Genomic DNA, 15,816 nt, shown 5'->3' with positions numbered 1-15,816 from the left:
TTTAACTATACATTTTCCCTTCTTAGCTCCTTACTAAATTTCTGAACGAAAGAGCCCAATAGTGAACATTTTTTTTTAGTTTATATCCCCCTTCATATCTGGTTGTACGGCGTATTAGACAGATATTGTGCATGCACGAAAAATGAAAGGATTGTTGCGCGCAGGTGACGGGGGGCAAGCCCCCGCAAACGGGTCTGGGTAGGGAAGGCGGCAGAATACGCATTTTCACGGTTTCTGCGTCACGGTGAGTGGTCGTTTTGGGGGGAGGCATGCCCCTTGTGCAGGGAAAAAGCAGCGACGTGCAGAGAGGCGCTGATGCGGGATTCTTTAAGCAGAAAAGATGAGGCCAGCGAAAACGCTGGCCTGTTATAAATGGCTGATGTTGTTTAAAGAAACTGAATTTTCTGGCGGTTATTTCTCAGGGGTAAGCAACGCGTAAGGGTTAAAGCGGATCACTTCTTCTCCGATCCACTCGTTCACCACCTTCAGCGCCTCCATCACGGGTGTCAGTTCGTTGATAGCGTACACCCGGGCGGCTTTCTCGATATCCCCAAATGATCCGTTTCCCTCTGGCATGGCGCCCATCAACTGCGGCGGGATACGGTGCGCTGCGAGTATGTCGTCACGTGTGGCATTCTTGATATTAATAAACTCATCTTTCGCCGTGATCTGCTGGAAGGGGAGGATTTGCACGCCGTCTTTGCCGCCGCCTGGCGCATGCAGCAGCAGGTTTTTAAATGCGCCTTTACCGCGCGCACCGGTCAACGTTTCTTTGACTGCTTTCATGCTTTTATCGTCAACCTGTCCCGCGCCGATATAGACAATGCATCCAGCATGCGATCCGTTGTCGTAGTATAGCTTACGGAACATGTCAGCGGAGTGGGCCAGGCTGGCGGCCAGCAGTGCTGCCATATATTCCGGCATACCGTAGACCTCCTGATTAATATCAGGGTTCAGAACGTGACAAACCGTTCCTGATTTGAACGCGTGCTCTTCTTTCCAGCGCCGGATAAACCAGTATTGATCGAGATCTGTGCTCCCACGCCGGGTGTACTTCGCAAGAGAGTGTTTGAAGGGAAGCGGGCCGCCCAGGCGATTACGCGGCAATTCGAGATAGGCATTGCCAAACGTGAACCAGTCCAGCGCAAACGCGGAAAAGGTCTGGCGATTGAGCAGTCTGTGCGGGATAAAACAGCCGGTGAGCACATTACGTTTGAAGTACAGGGCTGACTCATGCCAGGCGCTCTGGCGCGGAGCTTTAGCCAGCCCATAAAAATCTACCGGTGTTTCATAGTATCGCCCGTTATCCAGGCAATAGAGATTGTCCAGCAGGTCGGCCATATCACGTACCGGATAAGGCCCGTCAAAGCTGAATGCAGTTAACTCAGGATCGGCCTTCAGTGACTCCGCAATGTCAGAACCGGCGGTGCTGGTTATCGGCTTTTTACCGTATTTCTTTTTCACAGTTACCATCCCATTGCGAAACCACCGCCGCCACTTTCCTGGCCCAACGGTTCATTAATTATCGAAAGCATGGTTGCCCACGCCATATCACCATGGCTTACGCCGCGCGATCGGTCCGTTTCGTAAGTGATGAAACCGCCGGGCGTAACAACTTTACGAACAGCGTTAAAGGCTCTGACCAGGCCCTGCTCGCTGCGGTCATATTCCCAGCGGCCGGCGCGGATGACCTGTAACATTTTGAGGACAAGGGCGCGCTTGGAAGAGAGGCTCATCTGGTAGCAAATAGCCGCCGGGAACCAATTTTTAACAATCTGCCAGACCGCCTCCCCGACGCCTTGTCCATCGATGGCGATGTGAGTGACGTTGTAGCGCTCGGCTGCCTCTTTGATGACCGCCGCCTGCTGCTCAAACTCCAGCCCTCGCAGCTGCTTCAATTCAACCGTGCGAAACCGGCCGCCAGCTACAAGGGGAGGGACCGTCACGGACAGAGCACCGGCATCACCATTGCCGCTGCCGCCGTTGGCGTCGTAGCCCAGCCACACCTCACGTTGGCCCATAGGGCGACTTGCAAACGGTTTCCAGTCTGGCCAGTCGTCATACCCGTCAGCGCCGCACCCCAGTAACTGGCTAAGATTGAACGCGCTCTCGCCGTCTTTGACGAACTCGCACATGTACAGATTTTCAAATTCATCAGGACTGTTTTCGTCCCTGATTTCATCAATGTCGGTGTAATCCCAGCCGTTGTTGATAGCATCCTGAATAGTGACGATCTGCCGCCATGTCTTGTCCGGGTATAGCAAGCCGCTATGGGTTTTCTTCCAGGACACATCAAATTCAACGCGCTGTGCTTTAGGTCGCTTCGCGTTCCACCGATCGCCGGTCCAGAACTGATAGGCTTCATGGCTTTCGCTCGATGGCGTGGAGAAGTACGTACGCGTTAAGCCTTTTAGCGTTGCCATGGCGCCGGCAACCTTACGCAGATTGATAAAGTTTCCGGTCCAGAAAAACTCATCAAATCGCAGGTGGCCGGTGTAAGACTGTGCTGTCGCCGCGGATGTCCCAAGAAAATGCAGCTCTGCGCCGTTCGATAGCGTGATCTGCTCGCCGCCTTTAAGTTCGACGTCCACCTCTTCAGCCGCTTTGCGGATAAAGTTTCGGAACTGGAGCGCCTGCTTTCGTGATGCTGAAAGAAAGATTTGGTTGCGCTGGTAGTCGTGCTTAACGTCTGTCCTCAGCGCTCCCAGCAATGCCTCGCGGGCAAAGTACCAGGTTGCTCCAATCTGCCGTGATTTGAGGATCATCCGGTTACGCTGATCTTGTTGTTCGTACCAGCCGCGCTGATGCCAGGCGAGGGAGTCGAGAATTTTTAAGCGCAGCGCCTCGATCTGCTCCTCGGAGAAGTGATTTTTCTTCTTGCGACGACTAGATGTTTTAACCCCGGCAGTAATGGAGGCCTGCCCGGTATCCAGCTTTTTCAACTGGCGGGTTAACAGATCAATCTCTTTGAAATCGCCACTGGTTTTGTTGTCTTTCGCACTCAGTTGGCAGAGGCGGGTATCAATGGATTGCGTCACCCGTTTGATAGGCGTTGTGTCGTCCCATTCGTCGCGTTTTTTCCACGAATAAACCGTGTTTGAGTTGATACCCATTAACCGCGAAATTTCGGCAGGTGGATATCCCTGCCAGTAGAGCTGCTTTGCTCGTAATCGAATAAACGCATCCTGAATCATCACTTCCCCCTTTTGAGCAGGGAGATTACCCGCGCGCGATCACGGCGGCGCGGGGTTTCAGGTCTGGGCGTTCTCCGACAACAAAACCGCGTGGCGCGGGGCTTTTACGCTCTGCGATGATGCTGCGACTGACATAAACCAACAGGATAAAACGACATGGCCAGCACCACTAAACCAGCCCGTAAAAAATTCCGTGTAGCGGTTTCTGGCGCGACCGTTGATGGGCGTGAGATACGCCCGGAACACCTTCGCGACGCTGCGGCTAATTACAATCCCGACGTTTACGGCGCCCGTGTGAATGTTGAGCACTACCTTTCCCCTTATCCGGGAAGTGACTTTGGCGCCATGGGGGATGTAGCTGCGCTGAGCGCCGAAGATATCACCGAAGGACCGCTCTCGGGCCGTACCGCGCTCTATGCCGAGATTGATGCATCTACCCGCATGAAGCAGCTCACTGATGACGGGAAAAAAGTTTATTCCAGTATTGAGCTGCACCCGCAATTTGCCCTTAACGGTAAGGCGTACGTGGTCGGCCTGGCGATGACAGACACGCCGGCGAGTCTGGGAACAGAGCGCCTCAAGTTTGCCGCACAGCAACGCGCGCAGGTGATGGCCTTCAACAACCAGCAGGTTGAGGCGCCACTGTTCTCTGATGCGCTTGAAGCTGAAGTGATTGAACTGGCAGCCCAGCGCAGTGAAGAGGGTACCAACTGGTTTAACCGCATGATGGGCATTCTCAATAAAGGCCAGAAAACGGACGATCAGCGATTCAGCCAGCTGCATCAGGTTGTTGAAGCAGTAGCGCAATCTCAGGCCGATCAGATTGACCGATTCAGTGCCCTGGAGCAGGAGCGCCAGCAGGACAAAACCATCATTCAGCAACTGACCAGCGAACTTAACGAGCTGCGCGGTCAACTTCAGCTCCAGCCAGCAGAAAATTACAGCGCACGACCGGCGGCGACCGGTAACAGCAGCGCGCAGCTTGCAGACTTCTAAGAGGTAACCATGGAAAACCAGACCCGCGAACTATTTGATCATTACATTGCGCGACAGGCGCAGTTGAACGGCGTCTCACCTTCAGCCGTTGCTAACCGCTTTAGCGTCGATCCGACTATCCAGCAAAAACTGGAACAGGCCGCCATGGAGTCGGATGACTTCATGAAGCTGGTTAACCACTTCGGGGTTAAAGAGCAAGAAGGGCAGAAAGTAAAAATCGGCAGTAAAGGACCGATGGCGAGCACCAATAACAGCTCGGACGGCACCAACCGCCGAAATCCGGCACCGAACCATAACAAAGAGCCGCAGAACTACCACTGCCGCAAAACCAACTATGACTATGCGCTTTCGTATGCGGAGCTGGACGCGTGGGCCGGTCATCCTGAATTTCAGTCATTAATCAGTAATGCGATGGCTCGTCAGCTGGGGTTGGATCGCCAGATGATTGGCTTTAATGGCACGCATTACTCTGAAAACTCCGACCGCACAACCTATCCGTTATTGCAGGATTGCGGCGTTGGCTGGCTGCAAAAAATCCGCAATGAGGCGCCGCAGCGCATTATGCCGGGTATCACGCTGACCTCCCGCGATGAGAATAACGCAGTGATTGCGTCAGGCACCTACGGCAATATTGATGCCGCCGTGCTCGATGCACGTCACAGCCTTATGGATCCCTGGTTCCGCCGCGCTCCCGGTCTGGTGACTGTGCTCTCGTCCGATCTGCTGCTGAAAGTGAACCTGCCAAAAGTGAACGCGCTCAGCCAGACCAATCCGAATACCGAACTACTGGCCGCGCAGCTCATTGTCAGCCAGGAAAAGATCGGCGGCCTGCCGACGGTCTTTGTGCCGGGCATTCCTGAAGACGTGGTGTTAATCACCAACCTGAAAAACCTCTCTGTGTACTACCAGAAAGGCTCCCTGCGTCGCTCGATCCGGGAAGAGCCGCACTACAACCGTATTGCGACTTACCAGTCCAGCAATGACGACTATGTCATTGAAGAGTACGGCATGATTGCCATGATCGACGGCGTGACATTCGCCTGATAACAACCCCTACCAGGCGGGCAGCAAGCCCGCCCAGGAGAATGAACGCATGCTGACACCGGCACAAAGACACTTCCAGCAGGTCATGGCAGAGCGGCGAGGCGGCAGCGATCAGCGTGATGCAGAAACACGCACCGCGCATGAGCAGATCCTCTTTCGCCTGCATATGCATAAATCCTCGCTGAGCCAGATCCAGTCCCGACAGGCGAAGGCCGCCGTAAAAGCCAGCATCCTGCCGGAATTTGAGGGATGGATTGACGGAACTATCGAGGGCGACAGCGGGCGCGCGGATCCGGTTATCACCACGCTGATGGTTTGGGCGGTGGACTGCTCCGATTATGCGCTGGCGCTGCGTATCGGGCGCTACGTGGTGAAGCATGGCCTGAGTATGCCGGAGGACAACTATCGCCGCCCGGCGCCCACGGTGCTGACCGAAGAAATCTGTAACCCCATTCTGAACATCGCCACCACGGATGCCGGGGCCGAGCTGGCAGGTTATATCGCCATGCTGGACGAACTTGCCGAAATTGTGGCTGACAGTGATATGCCGGATGAGGTCCGCGCGAAGCTGTGCAAGGTGAGGGCATTTTGCCGCCGCGACACGGAAGACGCGGAAACCAAAGGCGAAGCGCTGAAACTCTTCCGGGAAGCCATGAGCCTGAACCCGGGAGCTGGTGTGAAACGGGAGATCGCCTCTCTGGTCAGTGCTTTGAAGAAGGCACCGCAGACCAGCGCGGCGGGGAGCGATGCGGAAGATGAGACTTCATCCAGTGATGCAGCGGCAATCGAAACACCCGTAGCAGAAAAAGCAACACGAACACGCAAGCAGACGAAAACGGCGGCCGGCACCCAAAAAGCCACCCGCAAAACGGCGGTAAAAAAGACAACGAAAACCGCCGCCAGAGAAAACGCCTGACTGTAACGACTTGGCCCTGCGCCGCAGGCGGCGCGCTCGGCGATCTGCCCGTAATGCGGTCTTTTTACCGGACGCCCACCGCCTGACCTACCGGAGAAACGACGATGAGTTTTATCGCACAGCGCCCCGTCAGGTCCGCAGAGAGTGATGTGACGGATGTGGACGACGGCGGCGCACAGATTGCCGTCGGCACTTTCTGGCCGACAGTGAAGCTCCACGATCTGCGCCTCGCGGCCCGCATCGCCGGTGACATTACAACATCCCGGTTAATGCATATGGCAACGGAGGCCGCGCTGCATGTCGCGGATCAGCTGAAGGACTGGCGCAAGCAAAGGGAAGCTGAAGGCGCGGAATCGCTGGCTTCTGTACTGCTGACTTCCACCGGTGAATCTGTCGAGCAGATTAACGGAGAAAGCGCAAAAGTCTATCGCTTCCGGCGTGCGGTCTACTCCTTCACGCGCGCCAGCGTACTGGAAGGTTACAGGGACGTTGGCACCACGCCTAAGGGCGACAAGGATGCGGAGGCTCTGGACAGGCAGATCGATGATCTCTGGCGGGACGGGCGCTGGAGTATCGCGGACATTCGGGAAGAAGCCCGTATTTATGCGGAGCTGTTCTGATGAAAGTCAGGGCGCTGCAAAACGACACGGTTGATCAGCTCTGCTGGCGTCATTACGGCAAAACCGCAGGTGTCACGGAGAAGGTGCTCGAAGCTAATCCGGGACTGAGCAACCAGATTTTTTTGAATGCCGGGCAGGAGATCGAAATGCCCGTGATAACCAGCGAGGTGGAACGGGTAACCGTCCAGTTATGGGAATGACTCTGGATCGTATTAACGAATATTTTGCGTTTGCAACATCCGCCCTGGTGACCGGCGTGGGCGTCATGACCGTCAGCGAAAAGCTGGCGCTGGCTGGCCTTCTTCTGGGGATTGTTTCCGCCGTCCGGCTGGCGATTCACCGCCGCCGCATTGAGCAGGCCAGCCAGCGCCGTAACGATTTGATAGAGCAGATTCTCCGCCAGGCGGAAACCCGCAACCTGTCGGACCGCGAACGGCAGTTGCTGGAGCAACTGCACGGGGATAACTCGACATGAAGAACATCATCAAAAAATGTTCGATTGCGGTGATTGTGGCCCTGGGCATTTCACTGGCACCCGGAAGCGTCAGAACGACGAAAGTAGGGCAGCAGAAAATTGCCGGTTGGGAAGACTGCCGCAACACGCCTTATTACTGCACGGCGGGTGCTCTGACCATTGGTATCGGTTCCACGGGCGGCGTGGAAAACCGCGAATACAGCAACCAGGAAATAGCGCGGCGCTGGATCAACGATCTGCAACGGGCAGAAAACTGCATCAATAACAATTTCCACGGCGCCGACATGCCGCAGCTCACCTTTGAGGCCATGACGGATGCCGCCCTGAATCTGGGCTGCACCGGGCTGATGTGGTTCACCGATAAAAACGGACGCAAGCAGAGAACCACGATCTGGAAACATGCTCAGGCCAGGCAATGGCCGCAGATGTGCAACAGGCTGACTGATTTTGTCAATGCGGGCGGTAAGCGCTCCCCCGGACTGGTTAATCGGCGCAACGATTTTAAAGCCTGGTGCCTGTTGGGCCTGAGTACGCCGTCATGAGGGCGGGCAGCGTGATTGTGATGCTTGTCCTTTTGGCTGCTGTCTGGTGGCAGACCGACCAACTGAGCGAGGCCCGGACCCGCAACAAGCTGCTGACCGAAACGGCGACCGGCTACGACCAGGTTATCCAGGAAGTGAAGGCGACCGCCATACAAACCCATAAGTTACTGGCAGAGGTGAAAGTCCGTGAGCAACAGCGTAATGCAGAAGGGGAGCGTCGACGTGAAGCAATGCAGGCCGCGTTCAATGGTGACACGTGCGCTGTTACTGCTGTGCCTGACGCTGTCAGCCGCCGCCTGCAAAAACACACCGCCCGCGCCGATCATTCAACTGGTCCGTGAACCCGTCCCGGAGAGCCTGCTCGAAGAGACGCCACGCCCGGCGCTGGATAAGCCAGTGACCTGGGGCGCGGTGGCGATATTCAGCGACAGGCTGATGGATGCGCTTGATGCCTGCAATGCTGACAAAGCGGCGATCCGCCAGTGGGACAGTCTACGCCAGAACACCCGAAAGGAGCCATAAATGCTGAAGATAAACACACTCCGCGCCGCCATAGAGAAAGCAAACACCTGGTGCCGGGCGAACCCGGAAGCCTGGACGGTGTTTGTTGAAGAGGGTGGCATTGAAACGACCGGTGAAACGCCGTCTTTCATGTACCGCTATTCTCTGGTGCTGTTCGTCATGAACTACGCCGGGAGCATTGACGACTTCACGCTGCCGCTGATGGCCTGGCTCTGGTTTAATCAGCCCGATCTGCTGCTGAACCCGGATAAAAACCAGCAGATTAAATTCACCACGTTGATTAACAGCGATGACACCGCCGATCTTATGTTTGAGCTGCCGGTGCGTCAGCGGGTACTGGTGCAGCTGGATGAAAACGGGGTGCCGTATGCCGAGCATTTGCCGGAGCCGCGCCCGCGCGTGCTGGCACCCCACGCCGCAGGCTGGGGGCTGGTATTTGAAGGCATGCTTCAGGAGGCCGGAGCGTGAGCGATCGCATGTTCAGCGAGCTGGATCAAGTCTTTCAGGACATCCTCGACGGCGTCAGCCCGGCGGGGCGCACCCGTACCGCGCGCAAAATTGGCCTGGCAGTGCGCCGCAGTCAGCAGCGCCGCATCGCCTCACAGAAAAACCCGGACGGTAGCGGCTATGCCGTGCGCCGTCGTAAAGTTTACCGCACCCAGCAGGGGATCAAGTTCTTCTGGAATAACGAGGTGCGGGCGCTGAAAAACTGGCGGGGCGGGCGCGGTAAATATGGCCGGACGATCACGGGATTTGATGAGAAGCGCCGTGATATACGTACCTTCTACCGGGCCGATATCGAGCGCTATCTGGAAATCAAAACACAATCAGCGACGCATTCAGAGACAAAAAAAGCGCCGATGTTTACCCGCCTGCGCACCCTGCGTTTTATGAAGGTCAGACCGGACGCGGGCGGCGTCACTGTTGGATTTGACGGCATCGCTGCGCGCATTGCCCGTATTCACCAGTACGGCCTCAAAGACGAAGTTGGTCCGGGCGCTTACGCACAGTACCCGGTGCGCGAACTGCTGGGCATGACTCCGGCAGACCTGATCGCTACGGAAAACGCCGCTATCAGCAGTCTGGGCGGCGCGTCATGAATGCCGAGCTGATGCGCCTGCTGGAAAACATTCTGCGCCAGGGTGTGGTGGAGCAAATCAGCGCTGACAAGAAAGCGGTGCGCGTTCGCTCCGGCAGGCTGCTGACCACTTGGATCCGCTGGAATGTCACCCGCGCCGGGGCGTTCAGCATCTGGCTGCCGCCCTCCATAGGGGAGCAGGTCTGGATCGGTTGCCCGGGCGGCAACCCTGAAAACGCGTTTGTGATTGGCTCTGCATACAGCGCAGATAATCCGCCAACGGGCAGCAGCCTGCTGGAAATCATCATCACCGCACCGGATGGCGCTCGCCTGCATTACGACGCAGCCGACGATGCCGGAGCGCTGGCCGTGACCGGCATTAAAACCGCGCATATCCAGGCAGAAACCCGCGTCACGCTGGACGCGCCCGAGGTGGTATGCACAGAAAAACTTAAAGCGCGCACTTTCGAACTGACCCACGGCGGCACGATGGCCGGTGATGTAACTCACAGCAACGGTGCGTTAACGTCCAACGGTGTCCAGGTTGACAGCCACGGTCATGGCAGGGTTCAGACCGGCGGAAGCTGGACGGAGGGCACGCGATGACAGCCAGTTACACCGGGATGAACCCGGAAGGCACCGGCGCGCTGACCGATCACGATCAGCTCTGGCAGTCCGTGACAAAAATCCTCACCACGCCAACAGGCTCGCGTGTGATGCGCCGGGAGTTTGGCAGCGCGATCCCTGATTTGCTCGATGCGCCGCAGAACGCCGTCACCCGCATGCAGCTGATGGGCGCCGCCGCTATCGCGCTGGCGCAGTGGGAGCCGCGGATCAGCCTGACCACCGTCAACGTGGTGTTTTCAGAAACAGGCGCAGTGACCGCCGAGCTGAGCGGGACCATCACGGAAACCATGACAGAAACCAGCAACACCATCAGGTTAAGGAGCTAGTGTGCAAACGTCCGTCGATTTATCTCAGATCCCGCAGCCTGATATCGTCGAGGTGCCCGATTTTGAAACGGTGCTGGCTGATATCCGGGCGCTTATCGTGGCGGCCATGCCTGCGGAACTTCAGGCTTCTGTGTCTGCTGCGCTGTTGCTGGAATCTGAACCGATGGCGGCACTGGCTCAGGCCTTCACCTATCGCGAGATCCATCTGCTGCAACGCATCAATGAAGCCGTTCGCGCGGTACTGCTTTCCAGCGCCCTGGGGGCGGATCTCGATCAGGTCTCGGGTAATTTTGACACTGAACGTCTGCTGATTACTGAAGCCACCGACGAGGCGGACGCCGTATACGAAAGCGACGAAGAGCTGCGCGCCCGCACGCTGCTCTCATGGGCGCGCCTGAGCACGGCGGGCGCCCGTAATGCCTATCACTATTTTGCGCGAGGCGCAGATGCGGATGTGCTCGACGTGCGCGCCTATGGTCCTGAAACTCATAATCAGGAAGGCCGCGTTTTCCTCTACGTGCTGTCACGCACCGGGGATGGATCCGCCCCGCAGGCGCTGCTCGATAAAGTCCTTGCGGCGGTAAACCCTGAAGACGTGCGCCCGATTACGGATTATGTGGCTGATTACGTCCGTTCCGCTGTGATAGTGAATTATCAGGTGGTTGCTGACATTTACGTCCCTTACGGCGTGGACACCGCCACGGTGCTGGAAAAAGCCACCGCAGCACTGAACGAATACACCGCCTCAGTGCATCTTATCAACGCCACCGCTGCACGGTCGGGCATAGACGGGGCTTTGCATCAGGACGGCGTTGTCACCGTCGATTTGCATTCACCAGCCGCCGACGTCGTTGCGACGATGGGCGAAGCACCTCATTGCACCTCTGTGAAAATCAATCTTGTGGTGATGGACTATGACCGCTAATTATCCCGCCAGCATTCTGCCACCCAACGCAACCGCCGTGGAGCGGGCCATCGACAGGGCCAGCGCCGCCGCACTGGAGAGGTTGCCGGTATATCTGATCCGTTGGGTGAAGGATCCTGACAGCTGCCCGCTGGCGCTTCTGCCGTGGCTGGCGTGGGAATACCAGGTTGATACCTGGAATATTAACTGGTCAGAACAAAAGAAACGCGATGCGATCAAGCGCGCCCACTATATCCACCGCCATCGCGGGACGGTCGCCGCCGTCCGTCATGCCCTGGTAGACAGTCCTTTTGGGACGGATATTGTTGAATGGTTCAATCAGAACCCGAAAGGGGATCCGTATACCTTTCGCCTGAACGTTTATCAGAACGATTTGCCGGTGACGGAATACGACCAGCAGGATCTGAAACTGGCGGTGCTGCGCGCCAGGAACCTGCGCAGCTGGTTTTCCGTTCATGTATTTGGCCGACTTCAGGGAACCTCATATGCGGCCGGTTACATGTACGCCACGGAGAAAATCACGCCGCGCTTTGTCCCGTTGCAGGTGATTTTATCCCGCTACGAGCTGAATCTGGCCCCTGGTGACGCGGAAACGGTCACGGTGACCATCCTCCCTGAATACGCGGAAGATAAAACCTTTACGGTAACCACGTCGGATAAAACAATCGCGACTGCCCGAATTGTCAACGGCGCTATTCTGGTTACGGGCGTGAAGCGGGGCACCTGTTCGGTCACCGTCACGACGACTAACGGCGTCAGCGCGGTGATCAACGTGAAAGTGGTCGCGGTGATGAAGTTCATCACCCGCATCGACAATGCAAGCCGTCCGTTGTTCTACGTGCGCATGGATGAGGATTTCACTATTGATTATGGCGACGGAACAGACAGCCGGGAATACCGTTTTGATGCAGCCAGTGCTTTATACGGCTGGGTTATTCCGACGCGTGACGTTGTGGAGGGAGAAGAGTACACAGTAACGGTCAAGAACACAGAAACCGCCAGTTTCCAGCGCACGTCGGGTAACGTTTCAGTGACGTTGAACCCTGTGCAGGAAATCATTCTTCTGACGGGAGAAAGGGACAATCTTGTTTCTTTCGCGAGCGGTGCAACCGGTCTTTACAAGGTTCATTCCGGGGCTTTTGACGATCTGCCGAATATTCAGAATTGTAACTCTGTTTTCCGGGGCTGCTCGTCGCTGACTGAACTGCCAGAGGGTTTATTCGCGCGGATTACTGGTGCCACAAATTTCTCGTCGGCTTTTTATGGCTGCACGGCACTGGCTGCTGTTCCTGATGGGCTGTTCAGCGAATTATCTCAGGTGACGCTATTCACCTCAGTGTTTGAGAACTGCACGCGGCTGCTGAGTGCTGGCAAAAACACATTCCGGAGCTGTGCTGCTGCGACGAATTTCACCAGTGCGTTTTCGGGATGTATATCCCTTATCGATACCGGGACGGGCATTTTTGACGGGTGTGTCAGTGGAAATGGCTTCGGTTATACCTTCGATGGATGCCGCGCGCTGACAACATTGTCACCAGATTTATTCAGCGATGTGCCTGGTGGCGTCTTTACGGCGATTTTCAGGAGCTGCACGGCGCTGACGCAGCTACCGCCGCGCCTGTTCCGCAACTGCCTGAAAGCCACGCATTTCGGCGGGGCATTCAGTGGATGCACACAACTGCTTTCTGTGCCCGATGAGTTCTTTAAGGATTTACCTCTGGCTAACTATTTTGGAACGGTTTTTTCCGGCTGCTCTTCACTGGTAAAAGCGGGAAAAGCCGTGTTTTCTGGCTGTGCACTTGCGCAGACATTTTCCTCCGCTTTTTACTATTGCCGTGTTCTGGAAGAAGTGGGCGATGATATTTTTGAGGGGTGTGTCAGTGCAACTACCTTTGCCAGCGTCTTCCATAGTTGCACAGCATTAAAAGCGCTACCGTCGTTTGTGGACTGCAACAAGGTAACGAGCTTTGACCGGGCTTTTTATGCCTGCTCTTCCCTGACGACCGTCAGAGCAGAGGCCTTTGCAGGTAAATCACTGGTCACGACGTTCTATTATGCATTCACCCAATGTACATCCCTGAAAAGCATCGGGGCCGGGGCATTCCGTGACTGTAGTTCACTGACTAACCTGACCTATACATTTACGGGCTGTACGGCGCTGGTATCGCTGGCCGGGGATATGTTTGCAGGATGCAGCAAAGTGACGAATGTCACCGGCCTGTTTAACCAGTGCTCCAGCCTTGCCGTACTACCTGAAAAGCTGTTCAGCGATCTGACTGCTCTGACGGCAATGGGGAGCACCTTCCAGGACTGCACCGCGCTGGCCGCGCTGCCGTCCGATCTGTTTGCGGGTTGTGTCAACCTGACTTCCCTGACGCTGACGTTCTCCGGCTGTACTGCGCTGGCGGTATTGCCTGCTGATTTACTGAAACATAACACCCTGCTGATCAGTGCCGGTTCTACGTTCTACGGCTGCGCGGCGCTGGTGAGCATTCCGCCGTCGTTGTTTGCATCGTGCCCGCTTATCACCGCATTCGGCGCAACGTTCCAGAATACCGGCGTGGTGGAAATACCGGAAAATCTGTTCAGTGGTAACCCGCTGGTGACGGCCTACGGCCAGACCTTCAGGGGATGTAAAAACCTGCGCTCAGTGCCTGCCGGTCTTTTTGTCGCCAGTATCAACGCCACGACATTCACTAATGTGTTTGCCGAGTGCGTCGCACTGGAAGAGGTCGGGCCCGGTCTGCTGAATAACTTACCGGCCACGACAATCGGCTACCTGTTTGACGGCTGCGTGCAACTGAGAACTAACGTCAGCACGATATTCAATCTCGACAGTTATTCGACGATTGTCACCACGACGGCCACATTCAGGGGATGCTCTGCCATCACGGGTAAGGGCCTGGAATTTATGGGCAAGGTGCCAAACGTCACGGCGCATTATTACGCGTTCTACAACTGCACAAGCCTGGACGATTTCGCAGATTTACCCGGTAACTGGATAACGAATAAATTATGAAAACATTCAATCAAATTAAAAGCCTGATCGGATTTTGCCAGACCGATGAATTTTTCCTTGAATACCTGCAAATGCTCCAAGCTGCGGGGGTTATTCATCCCGGTGAAAGCGATATTGATGCCGACAGCAAAACTGTCAGTGAAGATTTTTATGATCGTCTTGCCAGTGTGTATGGCATTGAAGCAGAGGAAACACTATGGCAACAGGACTGACACTAACCACGGCAGGCGCCGCCGAAATTGAAGCTGCATATCAGGCGGGAGAAGTCGTGGATATTACCGCCGTGCTGATCGGTGATGGTGGCGGCGTGACTTTACCAAACGATCCCGACGACCTGGCGGCGGTGACGGCGCTTTTTGGTCAGTTTGGCCGTGAAACCTTTGATTCTGATTCAAGCTATGAGGGGTTTATCAGCGGTCAGATTGTTATCAACTGCCGGGATTATCCGGGTAAGACGCTCAGAGAGGCGGGGCTGGTCAGTGCGAAGGGAACGCTCATTGCTTACGGCGCTTATCCGGCGACATACCTCCCGGCGCAATCGGATTCAATCATCAAAGAGATCATTTTGACGCTGGTGCTGACACTGACGCACAGCTCAAGTGTGCAGCTCATTATCGATCCGGCGCTTGCCACACTCACGCAGGAAACGGGTGATAAACGCTATCTGCGGCGAGCACAAAATCTTTCTGATTTAAACGATACCGAAGAGGCCCGGGATAATCTTGAACTGGGTAACTCAGCCACGCGGGACGTGGGCACCGAGGCGGGAACGGTAGCTGCGGGGGATGACTCACGCATTACCGGCGCACTGCAAAAAGAGAGTAACCTATCTGATTTAACCGACGTTGAAAATGCGCGCGAGAATCTGGGGATGAACTGTGACGGTGAGGGGTTTAAGGATATCGTCGATGCCATTCTTTATCCTGGAATCATTATCCCTGGTGAAAAAAGCCCGGCTGAGCGCTTCCCGTGGCAGACGTGGGAGAGTTTAAGCGATACCTTTGCCGACAGGGTAGTGCGCATTGGTTCCGGGCACGGTGCGACCGGTGGCAGCAATAAGGTAAAAATTGCAGCCAGCAACCTCCCTCCACACTGGCACAAATCGGGTGACAGATCACCCGGTGAGACCTGGGATCCGACCACGACACATGGCACGGACAACCAGAAGAGCGGGCCGCTCAATATGACAGCAGGAACCTATAGCGACGCGGCGGGCGAACGAGAAACCGCAAACGATGCGATCGATGTGACAAACGAATATGTCACCCTCTGCCTGTGGAAACGTATAGCATAAAAAGACACGGTCAAGAATGACAGTGGTTGCCGGTATCGAGTAAGTGTATTGGCTCAAACTTGACCTGACAGTTTCACCTTCAGTACACAATCAAATTTGATAGTCTGCTACGAGCGAGAACCAGACCTTACGACATCATTAATCAGTGAAGGTTCTTTTGCCTTACTAACTCAGAAAATTGTAAACGGGTATAGACAAATATGTTAGTGTCACAAAGCAAAAATCAAATAGTTTTCAT

The 15,816-nt window shown here is 55.6% G+C and carries 18 protein-coding genes; 16 read left to right on the top strand and 2 right to left on the bottom strand.

Going from position 1 to position 15,816, the window contains the following annotated elements:
• Positions 1 to 411 precede the first annotated feature (411 nt).
• On the bottom strand, positions 412 to 1,473 hold the full coding sequence (locus ABLU96_RS25665) for a phage portal protein (protein WP_348862913.1): 1,062 nt from the start codon (positions 1,471 to 1,473) through the stop codon (positions 412 to 414).
• Positions 1,467 to 3,194 carry a terminase family protein gene (locus ABLU96_RS25660; RefSeq protein ID WP_348862911.1) on the bottom strand — a complete coding sequence of 576 codons (1,728 nt, stop codon included), beginning with the start codon at positions 3,192 to 3,194 and terminating at the stop codon, positions 1,467 to 1,469. The genes ABLU96_RS25665 and ABLU96_RS25660 overlap by 7 nt, the downstream gene beginning before the upstream one ends.
• A 156-nt stretch (positions 3,195 to 3,350) precedes the next feature.
• On the opposite strand from ABLU96_RS25660, the gene ABLU96_RS25655 reads away from it, so the two are divergent.
• From ABLU96_RS25655 to ABLU96_RS25580, 16 genes are all read left to right on the top strand, one after another.
• Positions 3,351 to 4,190 (top strand): GPO family capsid scaffolding protein, encoded by an 840-nt coding sequence (locus ABLU96_RS25655; RefSeq protein WP_126509793.1) that lies wholly within the window; start codon positions 3,351 to 3,353, stop codon positions 4,188 to 4,190.
• Positions 4,191 to 4,199: 9 nt separating this feature from the next.
• Positions 4,200 to 5,234: a phage major capsid protein, P2 family gene (locus ABLU96_RS25650; RefSeq protein ID WP_348862909.1), complete on the top strand. Its 1,035-nt coding sequence runs from the start codon at positions 4,200 to 4,202 to the stop codon at positions 5,232 to 5,234.
• A 49-nt stretch (positions 5,235 to 5,283) separates the two neighbouring features.
• Positions 5,284 to 6,150 (top strand): phage terminase small subunit, encoded by an 867-nt coding sequence (gpM, locus tag ABLU96_RS25645; protein WP_348862907.1) that lies wholly within the window; start codon positions 5,284 to 5,286, stop codon positions 6,148 to 6,150.
• A gap of 104 nt (positions 6,151 to 6,254) precedes the next feature.
• Entirely contained in the window at positions 6,255 to 6,770 is a 516-nt protein-coding gene (locus tag ABLU96_RS25640) for a head completion/stabilization protein (protein WP_048261645.1), read from the top strand.
• Positions 6,770 to 6,970 carry a tail protein X gene (locus ABLU96_RS25635; RefSeq protein ID WP_004131559.1) on the top strand — a complete coding sequence of 67 codons (201 nt, stop codon included), beginning with the start codon at positions 6,770 to 6,772 and terminating at the stop codon, positions 6,968 to 6,970. Before ABLU96_RS25640 ends, ABLU96_RS25635 begins: the two co-directional genes overlap by 1 nt.
• Positions 6,961 to 7,245 (top strand): phage tail protein, encoded by a 285-nt coding sequence (locus tag ABLU96_RS25630; RefSeq protein ID WP_103468831.1) that lies wholly within the window; start codon positions 6,961 to 6,963, stop codon positions 7,243 to 7,245. Before ABLU96_RS25635 ends, ABLU96_RS25630 begins: the two co-directional genes overlap by 10 nt.
• Positions 7,242 to 7,787 carry a lysozyme gene (locus ABLU96_RS25625; protein WP_348862905.1) on the top strand — a complete coding sequence of 182 codons (546 nt, stop codon included), beginning with the start codon at positions 7,242 to 7,244 and terminating at the stop codon, positions 7,785 to 7,787. Before ABLU96_RS25630 ends, ABLU96_RS25625 begins: the two co-directional genes overlap by 4 nt.
• 186 nt (positions 7,788 to 7,973) lie before the next feature.
• Positions 7,974 to 8,309 (top strand): peptidase, encoded by a 336-nt coding sequence (locus ABLU96_RS25620; RefSeq protein WP_224235274.1) that lies wholly within the window; start codon positions 7,974 to 7,976, stop codon positions 8,307 to 8,309.
• A complete protein-coding gene (locus tag ABLU96_RS25615; RefSeq protein ID WP_032720044.1) occupies positions 8,310 to 8,777 on the top strand; it encodes a phage tail protein in 468 nt (155 codons plus the stop codon).
• Positions 8,774 to 9,409 carry a phage virion morphogenesis protein gene (locus ABLU96_RS25610; RefSeq protein ID WP_348862903.1) on the top strand — a complete coding sequence of 212 codons (636 nt, stop codon included), beginning with the start codon at positions 8,774 to 8,776 and terminating at the stop codon, positions 9,407 to 9,409. The genes ABLU96_RS25615 and ABLU96_RS25610 overlap by 4 nt, the downstream gene beginning before the upstream one ends.
• Positions 9,406 to 9,993, top strand: a complete 588-nt coding sequence (locus ABLU96_RS25605) for a phage baseplate assembly protein V (RefSeq protein WP_048261655.1) — start codon at positions 9,406 to 9,408, stop codon at positions 9,991 to 9,993. Before ABLU96_RS25610 ends, ABLU96_RS25605 begins: the two co-directional genes overlap by 4 nt.
• Complete coding sequence (locus ABLU96_RS25600; RefSeq protein ID WP_017898624.1) at positions 9,990 to 10,340, top strand: GPW/gp25 family protein; 351 nt, start codon at positions 9,990 to 9,992, stop codon at positions 10,338 to 10,340. Before ABLU96_RS25605 ends, ABLU96_RS25600 begins: the two co-directional genes overlap by 4 nt.
• 1 nt (position 10,341) lies before the next feature.
• Positions 10,342 to 11,265, top strand: a complete 924-nt coding sequence (locus tag ABLU96_RS25595; RefSeq protein ID WP_048261656.1) for a baseplate J/gp47 family protein — start codon at positions 10,342 to 10,344, stop codon at positions 11,263 to 11,265.
• On the top strand, positions 11,255 to 14,284 hold the full coding sequence (locus ABLU96_RS25590) for a phage tail protein I (protein ID WP_348862900.1): 3,030 nt from the start codon (positions 11,255 to 11,257) through the stop codon (positions 14,282 to 14,284). Before ABLU96_RS25595 ends, ABLU96_RS25590 begins: the two co-directional genes overlap by 11 nt.
• Positions 14,281 to 14,496: a hypothetical protein gene (locus ABLU96_RS25585; protein ID WP_061154995.1), complete on the top strand. Its 216-nt coding sequence runs from the start codon at positions 14,281 to 14,283 to the stop codon at positions 14,494 to 14,496. Before ABLU96_RS25590 ends, ABLU96_RS25585 begins: the two co-directional genes overlap by 4 nt.
• Entirely contained in the window at positions 14,481 to 15,578 is a 1,098-nt protein-coding gene (locus ABLU96_RS25580) for a phage tail protein (RefSeq protein ID WP_348862898.1), read from the top strand. Before ABLU96_RS25585 ends, ABLU96_RS25580 begins: the two co-directional genes overlap by 16 nt.
• Positions 15,579 to 15,816 lie beyond the last annotated feature (238 nt).

Origin of the sequence: Klebsiella sp. CN_Kp106 (assembly GCF_040064575.1) — a bacterium.
GTDB classification, from domain to species: Bacteria; Pseudomonadota; Gammaproteobacteria; order Enterobacterales; family Enterobacteriaceae; genus Klebsiella; species Klebsiella michiganensis.
The sequence above is the reverse complement of the archived record's forward strand: the minus strand, read 5'-3'. Positions and strand labels throughout refer to the sequence as shown.

What these genes read in the sequence shown, in the direction of transcription:
- ABLU96_RS25665 (WP_348862913.1), bottom strand. Translation starts at nt 1,473, where the DNA reads ATGGTAACTGTGAAAAAGAAATACGGTAAAAAGCCGATAACCAGCACC.
- ABLU96_RS25660 (WP_348862911.1), bottom strand. Translation starts at nt 3,194, where the DNA reads ATGATTCAGGATGCGTTTATTCGATTACGAGCAAAGCAGCTCTACTGG.
- ABLU96_RS25655 (WP_126509793.1), top strand. Translation starts at nt 3,351, where the DNA reads ATGGCCAGCACCACTAAACCAGCCCGTAAAAAATTCCGTGTAGCGGTT.
- ABLU96_RS25650 (WP_348862909.1), top strand. Translation starts at nt 4,200, where the DNA reads ATGGAAAACCAGACCCGCGAACTATTTGATCATTACATTGCGCGACAG.
- gpM (WP_348862907.1), top strand. Translation starts at nt 5,284, where the DNA reads ATGCTGACACCGGCACAAAGACACTTCCAGCAGGTCATGGCAGAGCGG.
- ABLU96_RS25640 (WP_048261645.1), top strand. Translation starts at nt 6,255, where the DNA reads ATGAGTTTTATCGCACAGCGCCCCGTCAGGTCCGCAGAGAGTGATGTG.
- ABLU96_RS25635 (WP_004131559.1), top strand. Translation starts at nt 6,770, where the DNA reads ATGAAAGTCAGGGCGCTGCAAAACGACACGGTTGATCAGCTCTGCTGG.
- ABLU96_RS25630 (WP_103468831.1), top strand. Translation starts at nt 6,961, where the DNA reads ATGGGAATGACTCTGGATCGTATTAACGAATATTTTGCGTTTGCAACA.
- ABLU96_RS25625 (WP_348862905.1), top strand. Translation starts at nt 7,242, where the DNA reads ATGAAGAACATCATCAAAAAATGTTCGATTGCGGTGATTGTGGCCCTG.
- ABLU96_RS25615 (WP_032720044.1), top strand. Translation starts at nt 8,310, where the DNA reads ATGCTGAAGATAAACACACTCCGCGCCGCCATAGAGAAAGCAAACACC.
- ABLU96_RS25605 (WP_048261655.1), top strand. Translation starts at nt 9,406, where the DNA reads ATGAATGCCGAGCTGATGCGCCTGCTGGAAAACATTCTGCGCCAGGGT.
- ABLU96_RS25600 (WP_017898624.1), top strand. Translation starts at nt 9,990, where the DNA reads ATGACAGCCAGTTACACCGGGATGAACCCGGAAGGCACCGGCGCGCTG.
- ABLU96_RS25590 (WP_348862900.1), top strand. Translation starts at nt 11,255, where the DNA reads ATGACCGCTAATTATCCCGCCAGCATTCTGCCACCCAACGCAACCGCC.
- ABLU96_RS25585 (WP_061154995.1), top strand. Translation starts at nt 14,281, where the DNA reads ATGAAAACATTCAATCAAATTAAAAGCCTGATCGGATTTTGCCAGACC.
- ABLU96_RS25580 (WP_348862898.1), top strand. Translation starts at nt 14,481, where the DNA reads ATGGCAACAGGACTGACACTAACCACGGCAGGCGCCGCCGAAATTGAA.